This window comes from Enterobacter sp. Ap-1006 (assembly GCF_011752835.1).
Classification (GTDB): domain Bacteria; phylum Pseudomonadota; class Gammaproteobacteria; order Enterobacterales; family Enterobacteriaceae; genus Cedecea.
On sequence record NZ_VWWU01000002.1, the window covers coordinates 13161 to 34893 of the forward strand.

A 21733-nucleotide genomic window follows, 5' to 3' on the forward strand; every position below is an offset into this window, starting at 1 on the left:
AAAATGATAAAACGTCCGAACATTACGGACTAAAACGCTCGAATAGAGGTATCACTATGGATCGCCTGTCCAGCCTGATCTATTTTGTCCGCACCGCAGAGTTGGGCAGTTTTGTCCGCGCCGGACAAGCTCTGGGGCTTTCCGCTTCGGCGGTGGGAAAAGGGATTACGAGGCTTGAAGAACAGCTTGGGGTGCGGCTTTTTCACCGCACCACCCGCAGCCTGCAGATGACGTCCGAAGGCAGGGTTTACTTTGAGCGCTGCCGGCGCATTCTGCAGGATTTGGATGAGGCGGATGCCCTGCTCTCTCATGCCAGTGAAACACCCCGGGGCCGCCTGCGCGTTAGCCTGCCCGCCGCCAGCCACAGCCTGTTTGAAGCGGCAATTATCGCTTTCGTTCGCCGTTATCCGGACATCGATCTCGATCTGGATTTCAGCGACAGGCTGGTGAACTTGATTGACGAGGACGTGGACATCGCCATCCGAACCGGCGAACTCCCGGACTCTCGCTTGATGCGTCGCGCGCTGCCCTCTTTGCAGCTTATTCTCTGTGCTTCCCCAGCCTATCTTGCACGGCATGGCGTGCCGCAATCGCCCCGGGAACTGGAGGGGCATTGCGGAATTCGTTTCCGCTATGTGAACACCGGCAAGCTGCAGCCCTGGCCGCTGCGTGACTTATCTGAACTGGCGGACGTTCGCACCCGCACCGTATTCAGTTCGAACAACATGGAAATGGTGCGCAGCGCGATTATTAATGGCCTGGGCATCGGGGCCGTGCCTGACTTTATGATTGAACAGCCGTTGTCGAACGGCATTTTGCAGCCGCTGCTGGGTGGCTATTTGAAAGCGCCAGGGCAGTTCCAGATGGTCTGGACTTCGGGGAAACAGCTTTCGTCGAAGATCCGAATTTTTGTCGACTTTATCAGCGATTTTATTCTGGCACAGCGGCAAAATAGCGAGCTGGATAGAGCAGAATAAACGAGAAAAAATGCCTGATTTTATCTTTCTTATTGGTCCCGGCGGAGCCGGTAAAAGCACGGTGGGTACCAGACTTGCCCTGAAACTCGGCTACGGCGCGAAAGACCTTGATGATGAGTTTTGCCTCCGCCACACAAATATTCGCACCTTTATCTCCTCACAGGGGTATGAAAGCTATCTTGAAGCGAATGCAAAGCTGCTGGACACGCTGCTCAAAGAAACCTACACCAGCACAGTCTTTATTCTTTCTTCGGGGTTTCTGGCGACCGACATACGGGCAGATATTGTAGCGGCGAATAAAAAGAGAGTGCAGCAGGCAGGGACTTCTGTACTGCTGATGCCCTCATGCGACTACCAGGAGGCGCTGAACATCATTGTTGCACGGCAGTTAAAACGGGGATTTGGCCTGCAAAGAGAAGGGGAAATCAAGAAATTCAGCCAGCGTTTTGCGCCTTACATGTCACAGGGCGATATTCAGATTTTTTCGACCGCTGAACCGGATACTATCGCCAGTCTTATTGCCCAACGGCTGGCAGAGCGGGAGCACTGAGGCAAGCTCCCGCTTGCCCCTGATAAAACTAATCGACGATTTTTTCCAGATCCAGTAACTCTTCCAGCGTCAGCATGTTGCTTTGGGCTACCGCCAGCGCATCGTCCAGTCCTTTATTGTAGAGCGCAGGTGCCATTTTTTTCACCAGCTCGTCAAGGAAGAATTCGGCTTCAAACTGCCCTATTTGCAGGTCGTGCTTGTCGTCCAGCCAGTCGCTGATAAAGTCGCTCAGCTTGCGGTAGTCCTCGGCGGGTAATTCAATCTTCTTCATGACGCCTCCACACCCGGTACCACCAGCGATTCGCCGATGGCGTAGAACTGGCCGCCGGCAATATAGTGCAGGCTGCGGTATTCCGGCGGGGAGGTTTCAAACGACCAGTGACCGTTCTGGAACACGCGGTCGTCGGCCCACGCACCGATAACTTCGCCGATAAACAGGTCGTGAGCCTGATGGTTATGCGGTTCGGGGATGAGCTTACAAACCATCCAGGCCGTGCAGCCCGCGACCAGCGGTACGCTGTGGCCAGGGGCACGGAACAGCTCCACGCCGGATTGCTCGAGCTTGTCGGGCATCTCTTTCAGGCTGTGGGTACCCAGAAAATGGGTCATTTTGAGCTGGGCGGCACAGGGCACCTGAATCACAAAGGTGCCGCTGTTTTCGATAAGCGTGCGGGTGGCGGTGATTTTATCCAGCACCACCATCAGCTTGGATGGGGTAAAATCCAGCGCACAGGCCCAAGCGGCGGTCATCACGTCGTCCACGCCATTGTGGTGGGCAGACACCAGCACGGTTGGGCCGTGGTTGATCAGGCGATAAGACTTTTCTAACGGCACTTCAATGATATGTGGGTTCATACTTCGCATCCAGTTTTCATCAGGTTGCCGTCAGTTTGCCTGAACAACTAGCGCATTACTTTTCCTTTTTGTGGCGTAGCTGATGAGGCAGGCAAATCAGCACCAGGCCGACGAAAATCGCCGCCACGCCGAGAAGTTTGCCCGGACTGAACGCTTCGTTAAGCCACGGTAGATTAATAGCCGCGAACCACACCAGCACATAGCTCAGGCTTAATAGCGGATAAGCTTTGCTGAGAGGAATGCGTTTCAGCGCCATATACCAGCAGCCCATGGAAAACGCGTAGGCCGCGAGCCCGCCGATCAGCGCCAGCAGCCCGTAGCCGCCGAACAACACGGCCTCAATAAACTCAAGACTCAGCGCGGCGGGAGGAAACTGAATCATCGCCCATTTCATGCTGAGCTGCGCCCCGCTGACCAGCAGCACGCTCATTAACGCCCAGATATAGCCCATCAGGCGTGCCCTCCCAGCGCGATAATCCCCAGAATGATCAGCATCACGCCCAACCAGTGGTGGGCGGAAATTCGCTCTTTCCAGATCCAACGGGCAGCAAGAGTGATAAAGATAAAGTTCAGGCTAAGCATGGGGTAAGCGATGCTCACCTCGACGTGCTGGAGCACCAGCAGCCAGACGAGCATCCCCAGCCCTAATAACAGAACGCTCAGCCCAAGCCACAGCATCAGGTGGCGGCGCCCCGCCCCCTGAGCCGCCTGCTTCTGGCACAGCTGCCCGCCGCAGCTAAGCAAACTGGCCAGAATTATCAGCGCAATATTCATGGCTGCGCGTCGTACTCAAACAGCACAAAGCGCCCGCTGTTGGCCCGGTGATCCGGCTCCGGCAGCTTCAGGTCATTGAGATCGGTGTTATTCGACACCAGCAGCATCAGCGACACTTTGCCCTGCTTGCGGTGTTCCGCCAGCCAGGATGCGAACTCATCACCGTAAACAAAGCGGTTAGATACATCCGGATAATCAAGGCCGTAGCGCAGTTCGCCCGCCTGATTATAAAGATTGATATCGCTCCGCTTCAGCTCCCACGCCACCCCGGCGGCAATGCCGACGTTGTTGGTGAAGATGTAGCGACTGTCTTCCAGCTGCGGGCGCATCTCATGGATAAACGCCTGCGGCTGTTTGGAATTTTCCACTTTCGATGGGATCACCACGCCCACCAGCAGTGCCAGACCCAGCGGGCACAGCGCCGCCCAGTACCAGCGTTTCGCGGTCTGGCTCAGGGTCAAAAGACCGAACAGCCCCCAGACGGCAAAGGCCACGCACGCCAGCACCACTTTCAGCGTTTCGTTGGCGGCATACACCGGATGTCTGGCCAGGCCCCACGGCGCCAGGAAGAAGGCCACCGTGATCACGCAGGCCGCCCCAAACAGCAGGTTAATCCAGCCGTTGACGCGTAAAATAGCGGAGCCGCTTTTCGCCAGCTCAACGGCATGACGCGCCATCAGGATCGCCAGCGGTGCAAAGCACGGCAGAATGTAGGTCGGCAGTTTGCCTTTGGCGATGCTAAAGAACAGCAACGGCATCACAACCCAGCCCAGCAGGTAGAACGCACCGCCCTGCTCGCCCCGGCTTTTCCAGCCGCTTTTCAGCGCGCCCGGCAGCAGAGCAAGCCATGGCAGAGAGCCTGCAATCAGGAACGGAATGTAGTACCAGAACGGGGCTTTATGCTGCGCGTCTTTCTCCGCGAAGCGCTGAATGTGCTCCACCCAGAAGAAGTAGTGCCAGAAGTCAGGCTCGGCTTTGGCGATCGCAATCGCCCACGGCAGCGTAATTAGCACGGCGCTCAGCACCGCCAGCGGCCCGAACAACAACACCTCTTTCCAGCGTTTCTGTGCAATCACCCACGGCAGAACGCCAATCACCGGCACCGCAAGCGCCAGGAACCCTTTGGTCATCACGCCCATGCCGCAGGCCAGGCCCAGCAGCACGTAACCACCCATCTTGCCGCCGGTGGTTTGTGCGGTACTGGCCAGCCAGAAGCTGCACATCGCCGCCGTCAGCCACAGGGTGATCATCGGGTCGAGCACGGAATAAGTGCCGATGCCGTAGACCAGCAGGCAAGTGAGGAAAATAACCCCGGCCAGCACCGCGATCGTTTTATCGCGCCACAGGCGGAACGCCAGCCAGTAGGTCAGCAGCGCGCTCAGGGTCACCGAAAACACGGAACCAAAACGCACGGCAAAATTGTTATGACCGAAGATGAATTGGCTGATGTTGTTGATCCAGTACCCCGCCACCGGCTTTTCGAAATAGCGCAGATCAAGGAAATGAGGAACGATCCAGTTGCCAGACAGCAGCATCTCACGGCTGATTTCCGCATAGCGCGTCTCATCCGGCTGCCACAGGTGACGAAACTCCAGAGGGACAAGGTAAAGCAAGGCAAAACAGACCAGAAGGGTCATTCCATATTTTGCAGATTTCATCGGTTCACGACTCTATAAGTTGTTGGCAACCCAGCCAGCCTTCGCGGCCTGGAATTGTCCCGCGCACAATTTTGCCTCTCGGCAGCGTGGATAAATCGTCCGGCAGAAGCTCGCTAAGCGGGCAGAACTGAACCCCCTCGGCGGCAGCCATCGCCAGCAATTCACTAAAGGAATCTCGCATCACCATCCCTTCGACTTCGGCATGAATGGTGTAAACCGGTGTGCCGCTGTCCTGGTGAATTTTATCCAGGATAAAGCGGTTAAAGTTCTCTTTACTGACTTCGGTACCAATCACCTCGTCCCACGTGGGCAGCGTCACGGGAATTTGCACCGCAGCCTCGCTACCGTTAGACAGAACGGGGATAAACGGCGTAGTACCACGGCAGTCGCTGTTGTACTGGAACGGAAAAGCGGCTTTCGCTTTCACCACGCGCTGGTCAGCACGCCAGCCCGCCACGGCAGAACAGCTTACGGGTTGCCCTACAATTTTCTGCAGCGCATCCAGCCCAAGGCGAATTTGCTGTTCGAGCTTGTCCTGTTCCCAGACGCCCGCCCAGGCCTGCCAGGCATGGTGATCCCAGGCATGGAGGCCCACCTCATGGTGGTCCGCCGCCGCCGCGATAACCTCTGCGTTGCCTGCGCCAATCATGCGCCCCGGCCAGGCGGTACCCGCCAGCAGAATGTCCCAGCCATACAGCGATGCTGCGTTGGAGCGCAGCATCTTCCACAGGAATTTAGGCTTGATCAGGCGCCACAAGTGGCGCCCCATGTTGTCTGGCCCAACGCTGAAGAAAAAGGTTGCCTGAGTCGAGTGTAAACTTAGCGTCTCCAGAAGGTTTGGCACCCCTTCACGGGTGCCTCGCCAGGTGTCGACATCAATACGCAGGCCGACTTTTCTCATGAAGCAGGGTCCGTCAGCTCAACGGTTTTCAGGAAGAAGTCCAGCGTCTCGTCGATGGTTTTCTCCATGTGCACTTCAGGCGTCCACTCCAGCAGGCGCTGGGCGTTGCGGATGCTTGGCTTACGGTGCTCAACGTCCTGATAACCTTTGCCGTAGTAGGCGCTGCTTTCCACTTCGCGGAAACCAGCGAACGGTGGGAACTGGCTACGCAACGGATGACGTTCGAAGCTTTCCAGCAGCATTTCTGCCAGCTGTTTGATGCTAGCTTCGTTGTCCGGGTTACCGATGTTGATGATCTGGCCGTCGCAGTTATTGTTTTTGTTTTCAATAATGCGGAACAGCGCTTCAATGCCGTCGCCGATGTCGGTGAAGCAGCGCTTCTGCTTGCCGCCGTCGATAAGCTTGATCGGGGAACCTTCGACCAGGTTCAGGATCAGCTGGGTGATTGCACGGGAGCTACCGATACGCGCGGCGTTCAGGTTGTCCAGACGCGGACCCATCCAGTTAAACGGACGGAACAGCGTGAAGCGCAGCCCTTCTTTTTCGCCGTATGCCCAGATAACACGGTCAAGCAGCTGTTTGGACACGGAGTAGATCCAGCGCTGTTTGTTGATTGGCCCAACGATCAGCGGGGAGTTATCTTCGTCAAACGACTTGTCGGTGCACATGCCGTACACTTCGGAGGTGGACGGGAAGATAATGCGTTTTTTGTATTTCACGCAGTCGCGGATGATCTTCAGGTTCTCTTCGAAGTCGAGTTCGAACACTCGCAGCGGGTTACGGGTGTATTCGATTGGCGTCGCGATGGCTACCAGCGGCAGAACAACGTCACACTTCTTAATGTGGTATTCGATCCACTCGGAGTGAATGCTGATGTCACCTTCCACAAAGTGGAAACGCTCGTTGCCGATGAAGCGAGAAATCGCGTCGGAACCGATGTCCAGGCCGAAGATTTCGAAGTTGTCATCACGCAGCAGACGTTCGGTCAGGTGGTTCCCGATAAAGCCGTTCACGCCCAGAATCAGTACGCGGGTACGACGTTTGATAGCAGAAACGGGTTTGCTGCTCAGAATCGCGCCGCTAACCAGGCCCAGAGACTGTGCCAGCTGGGAACCCTGCATGTACACGCCGTTTTCAGCCTGGCCGGTCACGACTTCCAGAGCACCGGTGCCGCAGGCAATAACCAGCGGGTTAACGGAGATAACTGTCCCGGCTTTCGCGCCATTGTTGCTTTCCAGCACGCGGCTTTTCCAGATGATGAATTTGCCGCCGCCCACGTAGCTGAACGCGCCTGGCCACGGTTCGGTCACCGCACGCACCAGGTTGTTAGCTTCTGCTGCAGAGCCTTCCCAGCTGATCGCGCCATCTTTTGGCGAACGGCCGCCGAAATAGGTCGCTTTGGATTCGTCCTGAGCGGTCTGCGGGAAGTGACCGGTTTTGATCACCGGCAGGCTTTTCGCCAGCAGGGATTTTGCGGTTTCGCACAGTTTGTGGTGCAGGGTCAGGGCAGTATCTTCTGCGGCAATCGCCACGCGTTCCTGAGCAACGATGTCGCCCGCGTCCGCGCGTTTCACCATGCGATGCAGGGTAACGCCCGTTTCGGTTTCACCTTTCACCAGCACCCAGTTCAGCGGCGCGCGGCCACGGAATTTAGGCAGCAGGGAGCCGTGGAGGTTAAATGCCCCGACGGAAGCGCAGTCCAGAATCTCTTCGCTCAGCAGGTTGCGGTAGTAGAAGGAGAAAATCACTTCAGGCTGCGCGTCTTTAATGCGATCGACCCACAGCGGGTGGTTCACATCTTCAGGAGCAAAAACCGGGATGCCGAATTCTGCCGCCGTGCGGGCCACAGAACCGAAGAAGTTATTCTCAGCGGCGTTATCCGGGTGAGTATAAATTGCTGCAATGTCATAGCCTGCTTCAACCAGGGCACGAACACCCACACAGCCCATATCGTGATAGGCGAAAACAACTGCTTTCATTATTGATTTTCCTCTGAAGATAAAGCGGTTTCACTGCTAACTACGCGTTGAATAAAGTAACGAGGGCGAGCACGCACGTCGTTATAGATACGGCCAATGTACTCACCCAGCAGCCCCATTCCGATGAACTGGGCGCCAATAAAGGTGAACAGAACGGCGAAGAGCATAAACACCCCGTCCGCCGCCCACTGCGGGCCAAGTGCAAGACGTAACACCACCAGCAGTACCGCGAGGGCAAAACCGGACAGTGCGATAATGCTGCCGACGACGCTGAGTAAACGCAGCGGCGTTGTGGTCAGGCAGGTGATCAGGTCGTACATCAGGTTGATCAGGCGCATGAAGCTGTACTTCGAGTCGCCAAACTGACGCTCGTCGTGGTGCACCGGGATTTCGATGGCGCGACGGGCAAAGGTGTTGGCCAGAATCGGGATAAAGGTACTGCGTTCGTGGCAGTGCAGCATCGCGTCGATGATATGGCGGCGGTAGGCGCGCAGCATACAGCCGTAGTCGCCCATCGCTTTACCGGTGGTGCGCTGGATCAGGTGGTTGATCATTTTTGACGCACGCTTGCGGAACCAGCTGTCCTGGCGGTTCTGGCGCACGGTGCCCACCACGTCATAGCCTTCGTCGGCTTTCTCAACCAGGCGCGGGATCTCTTCCGGCGGGTTCTGCAGGTCAGCATCAAGGGTGACGATAAGATCGCCGGTGACGTGGCTAAAGCCCGCCATAATGGCCGAGTGCTGGCCATAGTTACGGTTCAGCAACACCGCGACGATGTGGCTGTCCGGGGCTTCTGCCGCGCGGGTCAGCATGGCGGCAGAGTCATCGCTGCTGCCATCATCAATAAGGAGAATTTCGTAATCGCGGTTCAGCTTTTGACAAGCTTCAGTGGTACGACGCAGCAGTTCAGGCAGGCTGTCCTGTTCGTTGTACACCGGGATCACAACGGAAACTTTCTTGATCGGTTCCGGGGTCGTCATCTTAGAGTCCTGCTATTTCACGTAAAGCGGTAATGACGCGGGAAGTGTCATCGTCGGTCATGGTTGGGAACAGCGGTATAGAGCAAATGCGCTCGCTGTTCCAGTCGCTGTTCGGCAGTTGAAGCTGCGGATAGCGCTCGCGGTAATACTTCTGGGTGTGCGCCGCGCGGAAGTGCAGGCCGGTGCCGATGCCGCGCTCCTTCAGCGCTTCCATCAGGCCGCTGCGGGAAATACCGCAGGTGGCTTCATCCACGCGGATGATAAACAGATGCCAGGCATGACGATGCTGCCAGGTCGGGGTGGCAAGCGGCAGGAATGGCGTGTCGGCCAGCTCTTTGAGGTAGCGTTCGGCGATTTCCTGACGACGGACGTTGATTTGCTCCAGCTTGCCCAGCTGCACCAGCGCGATAGCCGCGTTGATGTCCGCAAGGTTGTATTTGAACCCCGGGGAGATAACTTCAGCCTGCGGCGCGCGGCCATGAGTCTGACGGTCAAAGGCATCTACGCCCAGACCGTGGAATTTCAGGCTACGAATGCGGTTAGCAAACTGGTCGTCGTCGGTGACGATCAGGCCGCCTTCGGCGCAGGTCATGTTCTTGATGGCGTGGAAAGAGAAGATAGCCGTGCCCTTGCCGCCAACGTGCTTGCCTTTGTACTCGGTGCCCGCGGCGTGCGCAGCATCTTCAATCACCGGAATGCCGTGACGTTCCCCGATGGCGCGAATAGCGTCGATGTCGGCAGGCGCGCCCGCGTAGTGCACGGGAATGATCGCTTTAGTGCGTGGAGTAATGGCCGCTTCAATGGCTTCTGGCGTAACCATCAGCGTGTCGCGATCGACGTCAATCATCACCGGTTCGGCGCCCAGCAGCACAATCATGTTGAGCGTGGAGACCCAGGTCAGTGAAGGTGTAATCACTTCGTCACCCGCCTGCAGCCCCAGTGCCATCAGGGTAACGTGCATCCCGCCGGTGGCAGAGCTTACCGCAATGGCATGTTTATTGCCGGTTAAGTCGCAAAATGCCTTCTCAAGCGCCTGGTTTTTCGGCCCGGTTGTGATCCAGCCGGATTGCATGACTTCCGTTACCGCTGCAATTTCTTCCGCACCTAACGCCGGGCGTGAAAAAGGCAGAAAATCACTCATTACGTGGATTCCTTATTAAATCGCTAAACGCCAAAAGCTGACGGGATAATGAATCAGGCTAATTAAATAAAAGTACAACACTCAGGAAGTACAGCATTTTTAGCTAAACGACTATTCAATGAAAAGAATTTAACAAAGAAATCTTAGAACAGTATTAAGAAAATGAGATATAACGAAAAATCGTGACGTTAAGCATCGGCTGACGGGCATATGCCCTTCATAACCCCAGCTTGTCATCTGAATATCATGGTTAAGGCATGTTTGTTGAATGGCGGAATAATTCCGTAAGTGACAAATAATAATGCATCTTCCCTGAGTGGTTAAAAAAACCGCCTGAAACAGGCGGTTTTAAATAATACGCAGTAAAATTAACGCTTCGCTTTCCCCGGCAGCGTTTTCATCAAATCGTCCGGGCTGATGGATGCCACCACGCTCCCCGGCAGCGGCATCTTCAGGATATGGTTCTTCATCTTGCCGATGACGTGCATTTCGCACGGGCGGCAGTCAAATTTCAGCGTCAGCACTTCGTCGCCGTGCACCAGCTGCATTGGGGTTGCTTTCCAGCTTTTAATATTCCCCTTCGCCTGTTTCGGGCAAAGGTTAAACGCAAAGCGCAGGCAGTGTTTGGTGATCATCACCGGCACTTCGCCCTTCTCTTCATGTGCTTCATAGGCAGCGTCAATCAGCTGCACGCCATAGCGGTGATAAAACTCACGCGCTTTATGGTTATACACGTTCGCCAGGAAGCTTAAATGGCTGTCCGGGTAGACCGGCGGCGGCACGCTCACCGCCTTACGGGTGCCGCGCTGGTAGTTTTGCAGCCGCGCTTCGGTCAGCGCTTCAATGGCATCACGGCGCAGCTGGTTAAGCTGGGCGTTTGGCACAAATAAAGCTTCTTCCAGCAAGATGTTCACTTTCCGCGCGGAGTACATGGTCTGGCCCAGCTTGGTCAGGCCGTCGCGCAGGCTGTCGAACGCTTTCTGCGGGTTATTGGCGACGTCAAACTGGCCGACGAGCGTTTGACTGACGCTAACGCCCTCTTCGCTGGTGGCTTTCATCACCAGCTGCTGCTGGCTGCCGCTCAGTTCGATATCCACCGCCACGCGGCGCTCGCTGGAAGTTTTCAGCAGCGCCTGCTGCCAGTTGTGGTCCAGGTTACGGTTCAGCGGGTGGTTCGGGCGCACTTTTTTCAGCGTTTCCGGCATTTCGTTTGGCCAGACGCGATACTGATTTTTTCCGGTTTTTTCCACCGTATTGGCGCGGAAACCGACGATTTCACGCTTGATCAGCACGTTTAAGCCATCGCCGTTAGTCAACGTGTCGGTGGTGGTCACGTCCAGATGGTCTTTGCTCACTTTCAGCACTTCGCCCACCGGCAGGCCAATAAATTTTGGCGAGTCGAACGCACCGATGTCGATTTTGCGCTCGTTCACGAAGTAGTCAGTGCTGCCGCGGTGGAACGTTTTGTCCGGGGACGGAATAAAGTAGTGCGATGTCACCCCGGAAGACGCACGGGTCAGGTCGCTGCGCCCTTCCATCAGCTCGTCCAGCAGTTGGCGGTAGTACGCGGTGATGTTTTTCACGTAGCTCATGTCTTTGTAACGCCCTTCAATTTTGAAGGAGCGCACGCCCGCCTCGACCAGCGCCGCCAGGTTGGCGCTCTGATCGTTGTCTTTCATCGACAGCAGGTGTTTTTCATAGGCCACGACGCGGCCCTGATCGTCTTTCAGCGTGTACGGCAGGCGGCAGGCCTGCGAGCAGTCGCCGCGGTTTGCACTGCGCCCGGTCTGGGCGTGGGAAATATTACACTGCCCGGAATACGCCACGCACAGCGCGCCGTGAATGAAGAATTCAATCGTCGCGTCAACATTCTGGTGAATGGCAGCAATTTGCTGCAGGTTCAGCTCGCGCGCCAGCACGATTTGCGAGAAACCTGCATCGGACAGAAACTTCGCTTTTTCCACGCTGCGAATATCGCACTGGGTACTGGCATGCAGCTCAATCGGCGGCAGATCCATTTCCAGTACGCCCATATCCTGCACGATCAGCGCATCAACCCCGGCTTCGTACAGGTCGACGATCATCGAGCGCGCAGGCTCCAGCTCGTCATCATGCAGAATGGTGTTCAGGGTAACAAAAATTTTCGCCCCGTAGCGGTGGGCAAACGGCACCAGTTCGGCCAGGTCTTGCAAGCTGTTGCCGGCGTTGTGGCGAGCGCCAAAGCCAGGCCCACCGATGTAAACCGCATCCGCGCCATGGAGAATGGCTTCGCGGGCGATGGCGGTATCACGGGCAGGGCTGAGTAATTCAAGTTGATTTGCGTGCAGGCGCATAAAATTTGTCGTGTTCTGTAATGGCGAAAGGCGGCTATTGTAGTCACTTCCCCCGCGCAAAAACAGAGGGATTATGCCGTCGTCACCGGATAGTGAATCAGCGAGTGAAAATGCGTCTCATCGGCACCTGAATTACGGTACGCGTGGGGGCGATCGCCATAGAATTTTAAGCCATCTCCGGCCTGCAACGTCTGCCATTCTCCGTCAACATTCATATCCAACACGCCGCTTATTACCACCACATGCTCGATAACGCCGCTGTCGTGCGCCGACGACTCGCTGAGCGCGCCGGGGGCGAGGCGAATAGAAAAGTGGTCAAAACGCAGGTGCGGATCGTAAGGAAAAATCGGCACCACCACCATTTCCCGGTGCTGCGGGTCAAAGACCGGGCGAACGGGCGCGGAACCGGCTTCGAGGAAAACCGAAAACGGCACGTTAAAGCCGGTGGCAATCTTCCATAATGTGGCGACGGTCGGGCTGGATTCGTTGCGCTCGATCTGCCCGAGCATCGCTTTCGACACGCCGGTTTGTTCCGCCGCGAAGGTCAGGCTCCAGCCTCTGGCCTGACGCAGGCCTTTCAGGGTGTTTGCCAGATGTTGCGCTATATCCATTCTCTCCTCCCATTGAGGGCGCAGTATAGCGCCTTGTGCGCTATAACGCACGATGCTATATTCCCCGGACGTTATAACGCACAGCGAGCCAACCATGCGCCTTTATCTTCCCCCGTTTCCCACCGTTCTGGCAGGTTTTGTTGCCGTCCTGGTCGGCTATGCCAGCTCCGCCGCCATTATCTGGCAGGCGGCAGATGCCGCAGGTGCCAGCCCGCACCAAATCGCTGGCTGGCTGACAATGCTGGGCCTGGCGATGGGCATCAGCACGCTGGGGTTAACGCTATGGTATCGCGCGCCGATACTCACAGCCTGGTCCACACCGGGCGCGGCGCTGCTGGCCACCAGCCTGCCGGGCTATAGCCTGAACGAGGCGGTGGGCATTTTTATTTTCGCCTCTGGGCTGATCCTGATCTGCGGCCTCACCGGGCTGTTCGCCAGGCTGATGCGCCTGATCCCCCCCACGCTCTCCGCCGCCATGCTGGCCGGGGTTTTGCTGCGGTTTGGCCTCGACACCTTCACATCGTTACAGGGTCACTTCTTGCTGTGCATCAGTATGCTGGCCGGCTGGCTGCTGGCGAAGGTGTTTGCCCCGCGCTATGCCGTGGTTGTCGCCATGCTGGTTGGCCTGCTGATTTGCTTTATCAGCGGCGAGCTTAATGCCGGGAGCGTCCCGGTTTCTGTCGTGACGCCTGAATTCATCGCCCCATCGTTTAGCCTCGCCAGCCTGCTGGGCATCGGCGTACCCTTCTTCCTGGTGACGATGGCCTCGCAGAATGCCCCTGGCGTCGCCACGCTGGCGGCCTCCGGCTACAAAGTCCCGGTTTCACCGCTGATCGTTGTGACGGCGTTAATTGCCTTGCTGCTGGCACCATTCGGGGTATTTTCGGTTTGTATCGCCGCCATCACCGCCGCCATTTGCCAGAGCGCCGAAGCCCATCCCGACAAAGACAAACGCTGGCTTGCCGCCGCTGCTGCTGGGGTATTTTACTTATTGGCCGGCCTGTTTGGCGGGGCGATCTCGACGCTGCTGACGGCCCTGCCGCTCGCCTGGATCCATACTCTCGCAGGGCTGGCCCTGCTGGGCACCATTGCCGGAAGCCTGCATCAGGCGCTGAACCACGAGCACGACAGAGACGCCGCCGTCGTGACGTTTCTGGTGACCGCCTCAGGCGTCAATCTGCTGGGCGTCAGCTCTGCATTTTGGGGGGTGATAGCCGGGGGGATTTGCTACACCGCGCTTTCAAGGCTGAAGCGCGCGTAGCTGCGAGGGCGTTGCGCCAAAGACGCTTTTAAAGCGGGTGCTGAAGTGGCTGGGCGAACTAAACCCGCAGGCCATCGCGATCTCCGTCAACGGCAGTTTTCCCTGGCGAACCAGTATTTCCGCCTTCGCCATTCTGCGCTGCATCACGTACTGATGTGGCGCCAGGCCGGTGGACTGTTTAAACATACGTGCAAAGTGGTATTCGCTGAGATCCGCCAGCCGGGCAAGTTCACCCAGAGTCAGCGCCTCACCCAGGTTCTGCTCGATATACGCCTGGGCATTGCGCAGTACCGCCGGCGCCAGCCCGCCACGCACCGTCGGCAGTTTCCACTGCACGCTGCTGTAATGCTGCACCAGATGCGTCAACAGCAGCGTAGAGGCCGTGCTTAGCGTCAGGTGATTAGCCCGCTGCTGCCAGTCGCTGCTCAGCAGAAAGTGACGATAAAGCTGGGTTATGCGCGGGTCGTCGGCAAAGGTTTTTTCATCAAGGTTGATGGCCGCCGGGCCGCGGTCCCAAATCTGCGCGGCAATCTCTTTCAAATGCTCGTCGGTGCAGTACAGGTGCACAAACGAGAAGTCATCCCGCACGTCCCAGGTTGATTCGCTGTCTTCCGGCATAATGCAGAAGCGATCCGGGCCGCCGCCGTTGCGCCAGCCTGAGCTCGTTTTTTGATACGTTTCGTACCCTTCGGTCACGTACAGGCTCAGCGTGTGGTGATCGCAGCGCTGGGTAATGCAGTCATTTCCGTTGGACCAGGCGGCCAGCTGAATACCTGAGCCAAGCTGAACGCTACCGTTCAGGCGGGCTTTGTGCTGCTGCAGGTTTTCAAAGGCGTGGTATGGCGCGGTCATAGCGGGAGTCGGCTTCTGGAACATAATGGCTAGTGTAAGGACTGCGCGCCGCCGTCGCCACTGCCGCCGTGAAAAAAAACCGCAAGAATATGCAAGTCGCTGGCCCGGATGAAAGCCGCAGAGCGGAAAAAAAAGGAGACTCGTCATCTGGTTTTGACTGACGAGAACAACAATGAACGCTTTGCTTTATATTCTGGTGGTGGTGATTTGGGGAACGACCTGGATTGCCATTTACATGCAACAGGGGGTCGTTTCCGTCCCCGTGTCTATTTTCTGGCGCTTTGCCGTGGCGGCCGTGGTGATGCTTGTTGTGCTGCTCGCGCTGGGCCGCCTGAAGCGCATCGGGCTCAAAGACCACCTGTTTTGCGTCCTGCAGGGCGCGTGCGTGTTCGGCTTCAACTTCTTCTGCTTCTACCACGCGGCGGCCTATATCAGCTCCGGTCTGGAGTCAGTGATCTTCTCGATGGCGGTACTGTTCAACGCCTTTAACAATTTTCTGTTCTTCCGCAAGAAACCGTCTCCCCGCGTATTGCCCGCCGCCGCGCTGGGCATTGCCGGCATCGTGGCCCTGTTCTGGCACGATCTTGCGGCCACACAAATGGCGCCTTCGCTGCTGATCGGCATCGGCCTTAGCGCGCTCGGCACCTTTGGTTTTTCGCTGGGGAATATGATCAGCGCCCGCCATCAAGGCCGGGGCCTGGAAACGCTGTCCACCAATACCTATGCGATGTTTTACGGCACCGCGATTATGGGCGTCGTGGCGCTGGTGAGCGGCGAATCGTTTATGCCGGATTTCACCGTGCGCTACATCGGCTCGCTGCTTTATCTGGCGATTTTTGGTTCGGTGATTGCCTTTGGCGCCTATTTCACCCTGGTAGGCCGCATCGGGGCGAGCCAGGCCGCCTACAGTACGCTGCTCTTCCCGCTGGTGGCGCTGACGCTGTCGACGCTTTACGAAGGGTACGTCTGGCACGCTAACGCCGTGCTTGGGCTGGTGATGATCCTGCTGGGTAACCTGGTGATGTTTGCTAAGCCGGAACAGTGGCTGCCGTGGCGGAGAAAGCTGGCGTAATAAAAAACCGCAGCTTGTTCAGGGCTGCGGTTTTTGTTTGCAAAAAAGTTATTTATTCGGCACGTCAAACATCGTGGCATCGGTGGCCAAATCATCCACAACCTGTTTCAGGGTATCGACGGTGACTTTGGCATTTTCGTTGCTGAGCGTTTTCCCTTCCCCCTTACGGACCACGCGTAAAACGGGTTTATTGGTTGCCGCATCAATCAGTTCGCCTTCGAAATAGAGATCGGTATTCATGGTGCGGTGCCCGGTGGCCATTTGCGTGCCTGCGACAACCATCGCAATCGGGATCACCTCATAGAACTGCAGCCCTTCTTTGCTGCTGTCCACGCCGGTGATCGCGCCCCGGAAAATAAGGCTGTGCGGGCCTGGCGTCGTGACCAGCGGTTTCCGCTGCGCCGCCGCGGCTTTTAATTTAGTGTTGGTGTACGCCAGCAGACCATCCAGCGTGTTCTGGCCTATTTGGGTCGTGGGCCTTGGCGTCGGGTAGTAGACCACCGGATTGTAGACCAGGCTGTCGTAGTTGCCGGGTTTGAAGTTCGGGTCAACCCAGCGCATAACGGTTTTACCGGTAGCTGATTTTGTCTCCTGCAGACCGGAGTAATCTTTTAGAAACCCAGAGTATTTTTCTGGCGCGGTGGTTTTTGAAGCACACCCCGCCAGCGCTAATAAACCTGCCAGACAAGCCACTTTAAAATACGTTTTGCTCCGCATCGTTTGATCCTGTTTGTGGGTATAAGCCTTTCAGGTATAGCAAAAAACGACACTTTGTGTAGGGGTTAAGCGGCCTTGACGTCAAAACTCAGATCGCGCGCTCATCGCCGGGGACGGCAAGCCCATCGCAAAGCAGGTCAACAATCAATAATGCGCCGTAATGCCCTTCCCCGGGAGATAGCCACACGTCACCGGCCTGCCCCGCGCTGGCGGGATCTTTCGTCACCATAACGATGGCTGCGCCCTGCCGCCTGGCCTGCTGCACGGCCGCTAACAAGGTGCTGTCCGGCGTCGAGCTGGCAAAGACGATCATCGCCTGCTCGCGATTCAGCATTGAGGCAGTGAAGCTCATCAGGGCAGGGTCATAACAGACGCTGGCGGGTTGGCCCTGCGTCAGCAGGCGGTACTGCAAAAGGCTGGCAAAAGGCGTGTCTGCCGCGCCTGCGCTGAAAATATGAATCGCTTTCGCTTGCTTCAGCAGCAAAACGGCACGCGAAACATTAGCTTCCGGAAGCGTTTCCAGTTGCTGAGTTAGCGCCTGCTGGATGCCGCTCAACCGTTGTTGCCAGGAAGCCGGTAGCTCGCTACCCGGTATGGCGGTGCTGGCCTGCGCCAGCTTCATGCGTAGATCACGAATATCGTCGCAGCCTGCGGCTCTGGCAAAGCGCGTGATAGTGGCCGGACTGACGCCCGCCGCCTGGGCAAGCTGGTCGATTGTCGCCGACGACGCAAAGCCCGGATCGTGCAAAATAGCCTGTGCAACTCTCGCTTCCTGCTGGCTGAACTCCGCCAGCCGCTGGCGGATCCGGCTGATAATGTCGCCCTCAGCATCCCGCCCTATGGAATGAGAAAAGCGCTCCAGCACGTCTTTCGCCACGCCGCCCCGATTGGCCAGAAACTGCAGCGTGTCATTATCCACCCAGGCGGCATCCCCCAACAGTTGAGACGGTGCTGCCAGCAAGTCCTGTACCCGGCTGTCGTGCTGCTGGTGGCGAACCTGGCCGAGGAAATCATTCATATCGCTGCAGCCAATGGTGCGCGCGAACTGCTGGAGCGTGGCCTGACTGACACCCGCGCGCGCCGCCAGCTGCTCCATGGTGGCATCCGGTAGCTGGAAGAAATTCTCCAGAAAAAAGCGGGCCAGCCGCGTTTCCTGGGGAGAAGAGTCGGCTAACCCATGGACCAGGTGATAAACAATATCCATCGCTGAAAGGTTCCTTGTGTCTGCGTCACAGGCGGATAAATCATCATAATGCGTTGAAATTATTTTTCAATTAACTTTGCCGCGATGCCTTGCCGCCGTTTCAGTCTCCTCCGTAAAAGTCTTGTTATTCCTTTAACATTCGGGAAACCAATAATCCAACGCAGATCACGGTCATGAAAATAATTTTCATACATGCTGAATAAACGCACTGTTGTTTGAAACACGTTTTCAATTTGAAGGATAAAGGTAATGAAAAAGATCATGTTGTGTTGTGCCGCAGGGATGTCCACCAGCATGCTGGTGCAAAAAATGCGCGCCGAGGCCACAAAACGCGCCCTGGACATTCAAATTGACGCGGTGTCTGTGGCCGAAATTGAAAGTCACCTGCAGAGCGCCGACGTGGTGCTGCTCGGCCCTCAGGTGCAGTTCGAGCTGGCCCGCCTTTCCGAGCTTTCGGCTCCTCTCGGCAAACCCGTGGCAGTGATCGACATGATGGATTACGGCACCATGCGCGGCGACCGCGTGCTGGATAAAGCCATTACTCTGATGGCCTGATAACCGGGAGAAACCAATGAAAATTACCGTTGTGGGCGGGGGCAGCAGCTACACCCCGGAACTGATTGAAGGCCTGATTCTGCGCCATGCCGCCCTGCCGATGACGGAGCTGGCGCTGGTGGATGTAGAAGCGGGCCGCCAGAAGGTTGAAATCATCGCCGCGCTGGCTCGCCGCATGTTCGACAGCAAAGGGCTGGAGCAGGTCAAAGTGACGGTGCATTACGAACCAGACGCCGCGATCGTGGGTTCCAGCTTTGTGCTGACCCAGCTTCGCGTGGGGCAACTGCCCGCTCGCGCCGCCGACGAACGCCTGGGCCTCAGCCACGAACTGCTAGGCCAGGAGACCACCGGTGTCGGTGGTTTTGCAAAAGCACTGCGTACCATTCCGGTGATGCTGGACATTGCTAAACGCGTGGAGCGCCTGGCCCCGAATGCGTGGATTATTAATTTCACCAACCCGGCGGGGATCGTCACCGAGGCAGTTTCCCGCTACAGCGCCGCCAACATTGTTGGCCTGTGCAACGTGCCGGTGACCATGCACCACACCATCGCTGACATGCTCCAGCTGCCTTACGACAAAGTCACGCTCCGCTTCGCCGGGCTCAACCACATGGTGTGGGTGCACGAGGTGATCGCCGATGGGCGGGACGCGACCGCCGAGGTGATTGAGATGTTGTGCGATGGCGAGCAGTTGTCGATGAACAACATCAAAGCGATTCCGTGGCCACCAGCCCTGCTGCGTGCCCTGAAAGCGATCCCTTGCCCGTACCATCGCTATTTCTGGCAAACCCGCACCATGCTCAAAGACGAGCTGGCGGATGCGGCGAACGGGAAAGGCACCCGCGCCGAACAGGTGATGAAAGTCGAGGCCGAGCTATTTGAGCTGTACGCCAACCCGCAGCTCGACAAAAAGCCGGAGCAGTTGAGCCAGCGCGGTGGGTCTTTCTATTCAGAAGTGGCCCTGGAGCTTATCGACGCCCTGCACAATAACCTCGGCAAGCAGATGGTGGTGAATACCGCCAACAACGGCGCTATTCAGGGGCTGCCGGACGACGCGGTGATTGAAACCAACTGCGTGATCGACGCGCTGGGGGCCCATCCGCTGGCATTCGGCAAACTTCCTCCCCTGATGAATGGCCTGACCCAGCAGGTGAAAGACTTTGAACGACTGACGATTGAAGCGGCGGTCCACGGCGATAAGCAGCAGGCGCTCCTGGCCCTGATAGCGAACCCGCTGGTGGCTGACGTGAATATCGCTCAGGCGTTGCTCGATGAAGTGCTTGCAAGCAACAAGGCGTGGCTGCCGCAGTTTAATTAGCGCCGCTTACCGGTGGGCGATGCTTTACGCCCACCCCACAACAGAAATCAATAACAATAATGCCCGGCCATGCGCCGGGACAGGGGTAACCGTGTCCGCAAAGAAATCGTTTCTTGAAAAATATGTGCTGCCCGTGGCGCTGAAAATCGCCGGGCAAAAGCACGTGCTTTCTGTCCGCGACGGGATCATTCTGAACATGCCGTTCATGCTGATTGGCTCGTTCTTCCTGATTTTCGCCTATCTGCCGGTGCCGGGTTACCCCCAGCTAATGACCGATCTGTTTGGCGCCACGTGGCAGACCAAGCTGCTTTATCCGGTCAAAGCGACCTATGACATCATGGCGATTATTTCGAGTTTCGGGATCGCCTATCGTCTGGCCGAAAAATACCGCACCATCGACCCGCTCACCGCCGGGGCGGTGTCGCTGGTAGCCTTTATCATGACCATCCCGCAGAACATTATGTTCACTCCGCCGTCCGGGGGGCCCGATGAGTTTGTGAAGGGCGTGCTGCCAATGGGGCAAATTGGTAGCCAGGGGCTGTTTGTCGCCATTCTGATCGCCCTGCTTTCTACCGAAATTTACCGGTTTATCAGCAACCGTAATCTGGTGATCCGCATGCCGGAGGGCGTGCCGCCTGCGGTAGCAAAATCGTTCCTCGCGCTGGTGCCGGGTTTTTGCGTGTTGGCCGTGGTGCTGGCGCTTCGCCTGCTGGTGGAAGCCACGCCGTTTGGTGACATCAACACCATGATCACCGATCTGGTCGGCATTCCGATGAGCCACATTGGCGGCTCGTTACCGGGAATGATCGTGTCGGTGATCCTGATTGGTATTCTGTGGACGCTCGGCCTGCACGGCGACACTATCGTGCTGGTGTTTATCCGCCCGGTCTGGCTGACCAATATGTCCGAGAACCTGGCGGCATTCCAGAACGGCCTGCCTATCCCGCACATCATTACCCAGCAGTTCTATGACCTGTGGATCGCCCCTGGCGGCACCGGGGCGCTGTTAGGCCTGGTGATCTTTATGCTGATCCGCAGCCGCAGTGTGCAAATGAAGCAGCTGGGTAAAATTGCCGCGCCGGGCAGCCTGTTTAACATCAGCGAGCCCATGGTGTTTGGCATTCCGCTGGTGATGAACCCGTACCTGGTGGTGCCTTTTATTTTGACCCCGGTGGTGCTGGTGATTGTCTCCTACACGGCGATGGCAACAGGTCTGGTAGCGCCGCCTGCGGGGATTGCGCTGCCGTTCACCACGCCGATTATCGTCAGCGGCTATTTAGCGACAGGCGGCCATGTTTCCGGCTCGATTCTGCAGATTGTGAACCTGGCTATCTCGCTGGTGATGTATTACCCGTTCTTCCGGGTCTGGGATAACCTGAAATTCCGCGAGGAGCAACAGGCGAATCAGGCGACGGCAACTGCGCCGGTTGAGGCGGTGAGCGAGCGTAGTACGGTGTAGCGCTTTATTGTGGTTCAGGATGTTCCGTTCACTTCAAGTACAGCTTCGACCTCAGCCACCGTACCGGTGAACGTCTCAGGGGAGTCACCGTCACTCCCCTGAGAACCCGGACTCTCAGCCACAACGTTTCTGCTTCTTTTACCCTCACCCTAACCCTCTCCCTGGAAGGGAGAGGGAATAAACAATGTTTCCCGTGGATTTTGTTTTCTCCCTCGCCCCTTTGGGGAGAGGGCTGGGGTGAGGGGAGATTTGTTCCCGGCTCTCATCGCCCCCGGTTATGACCCAACTCAGGCGGGGTTGAGCTGTCGGGAACAGCGAAAGAGAGCGATCGTCGGGAACGAATCGCGAACGACCCCGAATGTTTGGGTGATAGCCGGTGGGTTTACCGCTTCAGCGGCGATGAGCTCGCCGGGCGCCGGGGGTTGCCAGGGGGCATGGCGTAATGCCCCTTGACACGTTCACTGTCTCTTAACTTGCATGGACAACAGATCATATAAGTGAACGGAGAATCTCCAAACTTACAGAGAATGTATTCT

At 57.0% G+C, this 21733-nt stretch carries 21 protein-coding genes; 7 read left to right on the forward strand and 14 right to left on the reverse strand.

Annotated elements, in window-relative coordinates; genetic code table 11:
* Positions 1-56 precede the first annotated feature (56 nt).
* The gene (locus tag F3J28_RS07395) at positions 57-977 is read left to right on the forward strand and encodes a LysR family transcriptional regulator (RefSeq protein WP_166874564.1); all 921 of its coding nucleotides are present in this window, start codon (positions 57-59) and stop codon (positions 975-977) included.
* 10 nt (positions 978-987) lie between these two features.
* The gene (locus F3J28_RS07400; RefSeq protein WP_166874567.1) at positions 988-1527 is read left to right on the forward strand and encodes a shikimate kinase; all 540 of its coding nucleotides are present in this window, start codon (positions 988-990) and stop codon (positions 1525-1527) included.
* Positions 1528-1555: 28 nt separating this feature from the next.
* Here F3J28_RS07400 and F3J28_RS07405 read toward each other — a convergent pair whose 3' ends face one another.
* The 11 genes from F3J28_RS07405 to F3J28_RS07455 form a co-directional block, all read right to left on the reverse strand.
* Positions 1556-1798 (reverse strand): DUF2164 domain-containing protein, encoded by a 243-nt coding sequence (locus tag F3J28_RS07405; protein ID WP_008460710.1) that lies wholly within the window; start codon positions 1796-1798, stop codon positions 1556-1558.
* On the reverse strand, positions 1795-2382 hold the full coding sequence (locus tag F3J28_RS07410; protein WP_166874570.1) for a flavin reductase family protein: 588 nt from the start codon (positions 2380-2382) through the stop codon (positions 1795-1797). The genes F3J28_RS07405 and F3J28_RS07410 overlap by 4 nt, the downstream gene beginning before the upstream one ends.
* A gap of 55 nt (positions 2383-2437) precedes the next feature.
* Entirely contained in the window at positions 2438-2833 is a 396-nt protein-coding gene (gene arnF, locus F3J28_RS07415) for a 4-amino-4-deoxy-L-arabinose-phosphoundecaprenol flippase subunit ArnF (RefSeq protein ID WP_205247141.1), read from the reverse strand.
* Entirely contained in the window at positions 2833-3156 is a 324-nt protein-coding gene (gene arnE / locus F3J28_RS07420) for a 4-amino-4-deoxy-L-arabinose-phosphoundecaprenol flippase subunit ArnE (RefSeq protein WP_166874572.1), read from the reverse strand. Before arnE ends, arnF begins: the two co-directional genes overlap by 1 nt.
* Positions 3153-4814: a lipid IV(A) 4-amino-4-deoxy-L-arabinosyltransferase gene (gene arnT / locus F3J28_RS07425; protein WP_166874575.1), complete on the reverse strand. Its 1662-nt coding sequence runs from the start codon at positions 4812-4814 to the stop codon at positions 3153-3155. The genes arnE and arnT overlap by 4 nt, the downstream gene beginning before the upstream one ends.
* A 4-nt stretch (positions 4815-4818) precedes the next feature.
* Positions 4819-5715: a 4-deoxy-4-formamido-L-arabinose-phosphoundecaprenol deformylase gene (gene arnD / locus F3J28_RS07430; protein WP_166874579.1), complete on the reverse strand. Its 897-nt coding sequence runs from the start codon at positions 5713-5715 to the stop codon at positions 4819-4821.
* Complete coding sequence (gene arnA / locus F3J28_RS07435) at positions 5712-7694, reverse strand: bifunctional UDP-4-amino-4-deoxy-L-arabinose formyltransferase/UDP-glucuronic acid oxidase ArnA (protein WP_008460722.1); 1983 nt, start codon at positions 7692-7694, stop codon at positions 5712-5714. Before arnA ends, arnD begins: the two co-directional genes overlap by 4 nt.
* Positions 7694-8674 carry an undecaprenyl-phosphate 4-deoxy-4-formamido-L-arabinose transferase gene (gene arnC, locus F3J28_RS07440; RefSeq protein ID WP_008460725.1) on the reverse strand — a complete coding sequence of 327 codons (981 nt, stop codon included), beginning with the start codon at positions 8672-8674 and terminating at the stop codon, positions 7694-7696. The genes arnA and arnC overlap by 1 nt, the downstream gene beginning before the upstream one ends.
* 1 nt (position 8675) lies before the next feature.
* Positions 8676-9815, reverse strand: a complete 1140-nt coding sequence (gene arnB, locus F3J28_RS07445) for a UDP-4-amino-4-deoxy-L-arabinose aminotransferase (RefSeq protein WP_008460726.1) — start codon at positions 9813-9815, stop codon at positions 8676-8678.
* Between the two features lie 368 nt (positions 9816-10183).
* The gene (locus F3J28_RS07450) at positions 10184-12148 is read right to left on the reverse strand and encodes a peptidase U32 family protein (protein WP_008460727.1); all 1965 of its coding nucleotides are present in this window, start codon (positions 12146-12148) and stop codon (positions 10184-10186) included.
* A gap of 71 nt (positions 12149-12219) precedes the next feature.
* Positions 12220-12759 (reverse strand): helix-turn-helix domain-containing protein, encoded by a 540-nt coding sequence (locus tag F3J28_RS07455; protein ID WP_166874582.1) that lies wholly within the window; start codon positions 12757-12759, stop codon positions 12220-12222.
* A 94-nt stretch (positions 12760-12853) separates the two neighbouring features.
* Here F3J28_RS07455 and F3J28_RS07460 point away from each other — a divergent pair, with 94 nt between their 5' ends.
* Positions 12854-14020: a benzoate/H(+) symporter BenE family transporter gene (locus F3J28_RS07460; RefSeq protein ID WP_166874585.1), complete on the forward strand. Its 1167-nt coding sequence runs from the start codon at positions 12854-12856 to the stop codon at positions 14018-14020.
* Here the strand turns inward: F3J28_RS07460 and F3J28_RS07465 are convergent.
* Positions 14000-14872 (reverse strand): helix-turn-helix domain-containing protein, encoded by an 873-nt coding sequence (locus F3J28_RS07465; protein ID WP_166874588.1) that lies wholly within the window; start codon positions 14870-14872, stop codon positions 14000-14002. The two genes, F3J28_RS07460 and F3J28_RS07465, sit on opposite strands and share 21 nt — an antisense overlap.
* Before the next feature lie 172 nt (positions 14873-15044).
* On the opposite strand from F3J28_RS07465, the gene F3J28_RS07470 reads away from it, so the two are divergent.
* Positions 15045-15944 (forward strand): DMT family transporter, encoded by a 900-nt coding sequence (locus F3J28_RS07470; protein ID WP_166874591.1) that lies wholly within the window; start codon positions 15045-15047, stop codon positions 15942-15944.
* Between the two features lie 48 nt (positions 15945-15992).
* Here F3J28_RS07470 and F3J28_RS07475 read toward each other — a convergent pair whose 3' ends face one another.
* Positions 15993-16661: a DUF3313 domain-containing protein gene (locus tag F3J28_RS07475; RefSeq protein WP_166874594.1), complete on the reverse strand. Its 669-nt coding sequence runs from the start codon at positions 16659-16661 to the stop codon at positions 15993-15995.
* Between the two features lie 88 nt (positions 16662-16749).
* A complete protein-coding gene (locus F3J28_RS07480; RefSeq protein ID WP_166874597.1) occupies positions 16750-17865 on the reverse strand; it encodes a MurR/RpiR family transcriptional regulator in 1116 nt (371 codons plus the stop codon).
* A gap of 249 nt (positions 17866-18114) precedes the next feature.
* Here F3J28_RS07480 and F3J28_RS07485 point away from each other — a divergent pair, with 249 nt between their 5' ends.
* The 3 genes from F3J28_RS07485 (at position 18115) to celB (ending at position 21197) form a co-directional block, all read left to right on the forward strand.
* On the forward strand, positions 18115-18420 hold the full coding sequence (locus tag F3J28_RS07485) for a PTS sugar transporter subunit IIB (RefSeq protein ID WP_008460736.1): 306 nt from the start codon (positions 18115-18117) through the stop codon (positions 18418-18420).
* 16 nt (positions 18421-18436) lie between these two features.
* Positions 18437-19738, forward strand: a complete 1302-nt coding sequence (locus tag F3J28_RS07490; protein WP_008460738.1) for a 6-phospho-beta-glucosidase — start codon at positions 18437-18439, stop codon at positions 19736-19738.
* A 91-nt stretch (positions 19739-19829) separates the two neighbouring features.
* Positions 19830-21197, forward strand: a complete 1368-nt coding sequence (celB, locus tag F3J28_RS07495) for a PTS cellobiose transporter subunit IIC (protein ID WP_166874600.1) — start codon at positions 19830-19832, stop codon at positions 21195-21197.
* Positions 21198-21733 lie beyond the last annotated feature (536 nt).

Bases quoted from the DNA above. Each gene is read 5' to 3' on its own strand.
- F3J28_RS07395 (WP_166874564.1), top strand. From the start codon at position 57: ATGGATCGCCTGTCCAGCCTGATCTATTTTGTCCGCACCGCAGAGTTG.
- F3J28_RS07400 (WP_166874567.1), top strand. From the start codon at position 988: ATGCCTGATTTTATCTTTCTTATTGGTCCCGGCGGAGCCGGTAAAAGC.
- F3J28_RS07405 (WP_008460710.1), bottom strand. From the start codon at position 1,798: ATGAAGAAGATTGAATTACCCGCCGAGGACTACCGCAAGCTGAGCGAC.
- F3J28_RS07410 (WP_166874570.1), bottom strand. From the start codon at position 2,382: ATGAACCCACATATCATTGAAGTGCCGTTAGAAAAGTCTTATCGCCTG.
- arnF (WP_205247141.1), bottom strand. From the start codon at position 2,833: ATGGGCTATATCTGGGCGTTAATGAGCGTGCTGCTGGTCAGCGGGGCG.
- arnE (WP_166874572.1), bottom strand. From the start codon at position 3,156: ATGAATATTGCGCTGATAATTCTGGCCAGTTTGCTTAGCTGCGGCGGG.
- arnT (WP_166874575.1), bottom strand. From the start codon at position 4,814: ATGAAATCTGCAAAATATGGAATGACCCTTCTGGTCTGTTTTGCCTTG.
- arnD (WP_166874579.1), bottom strand. From the start codon at position 5,715: ATGAGAAAAGTCGGCCTGCGTATTGATGTCGACACCTGGCGAGGCACC.
- arnA (WP_008460722.1), bottom strand. From the start codon at position 7,694: ATGAAAGCAGTTGTTTTCGCCTATCACGATATGGGCTGTGTGGGTGTT.
- arnC (WP_008460725.1), bottom strand. From the start codon at position 8,674: ATGACGACCCCGGAACCGATCAAGAAAGTTTCCGTTGTGATCCCGGTG.
- arnB (WP_008460726.1), bottom strand. From the start codon at position 9,815: ATGAGTGATTTTCTGCCTTTTTCACGCCCGGCGTTAGGTGCGGAAGAA.
- F3J28_RS07450 (WP_008460727.1), bottom strand. From the start codon at position 12,148: ATGCGCCTGCACGCAAATCAACTTGAATTACTCAGCCCTGCCCGTGAT.
- F3J28_RS07455 (WP_166874582.1), bottom strand. From the start codon at position 12,759: ATGGATATAGCGCAACATCTGGCAAACACCCTGAAAGGCCTGCGTCAG.
- F3J28_RS07460 (WP_166874585.1), top strand. From the start codon at position 12,854: ATGCGCCTTTATCTTCCCCCGTTTCCCACCGTTCTGGCAGGTTTTGTT.
- F3J28_RS07465 (WP_166874588.1), bottom strand. From the start codon at position 14,872: ATGACCGCGCCATACCACGCCTTTGAAAACCTGCAGCAGCACAAAGCC.
- F3J28_RS07470 (WP_166874591.1), top strand. From the start codon at position 15,045: ATGAACGCTTTGCTTTATATTCTGGTGGTGGTGATTTGGGGAACGACC.
- F3J28_RS07475 (WP_166874594.1), bottom strand. From the start codon at position 16,661: ATGCGGAGCAAAACGTATTTTAAAGTGGCTTGTCTGGCAGGTTTATTA.
- F3J28_RS07480 (WP_166874597.1), bottom strand. From the start codon at position 17,865: ATGGATATTGTTTATCACCTGGTCCATGGGTTAGCCGACTCTTCTCCC.
- F3J28_RS07485 (WP_008460736.1), top strand. From the start codon at position 18,115: ATGAAAAAGATCATGTTGTGTTGTGCCGCAGGGATGTCCACCAGCATG.
- F3J28_RS07490 (WP_008460738.1), top strand. From the start codon at position 18,437: ATGAAAATTACCGTTGTGGGCGGGGGCAGCAGCTACACCCCGGAACTG.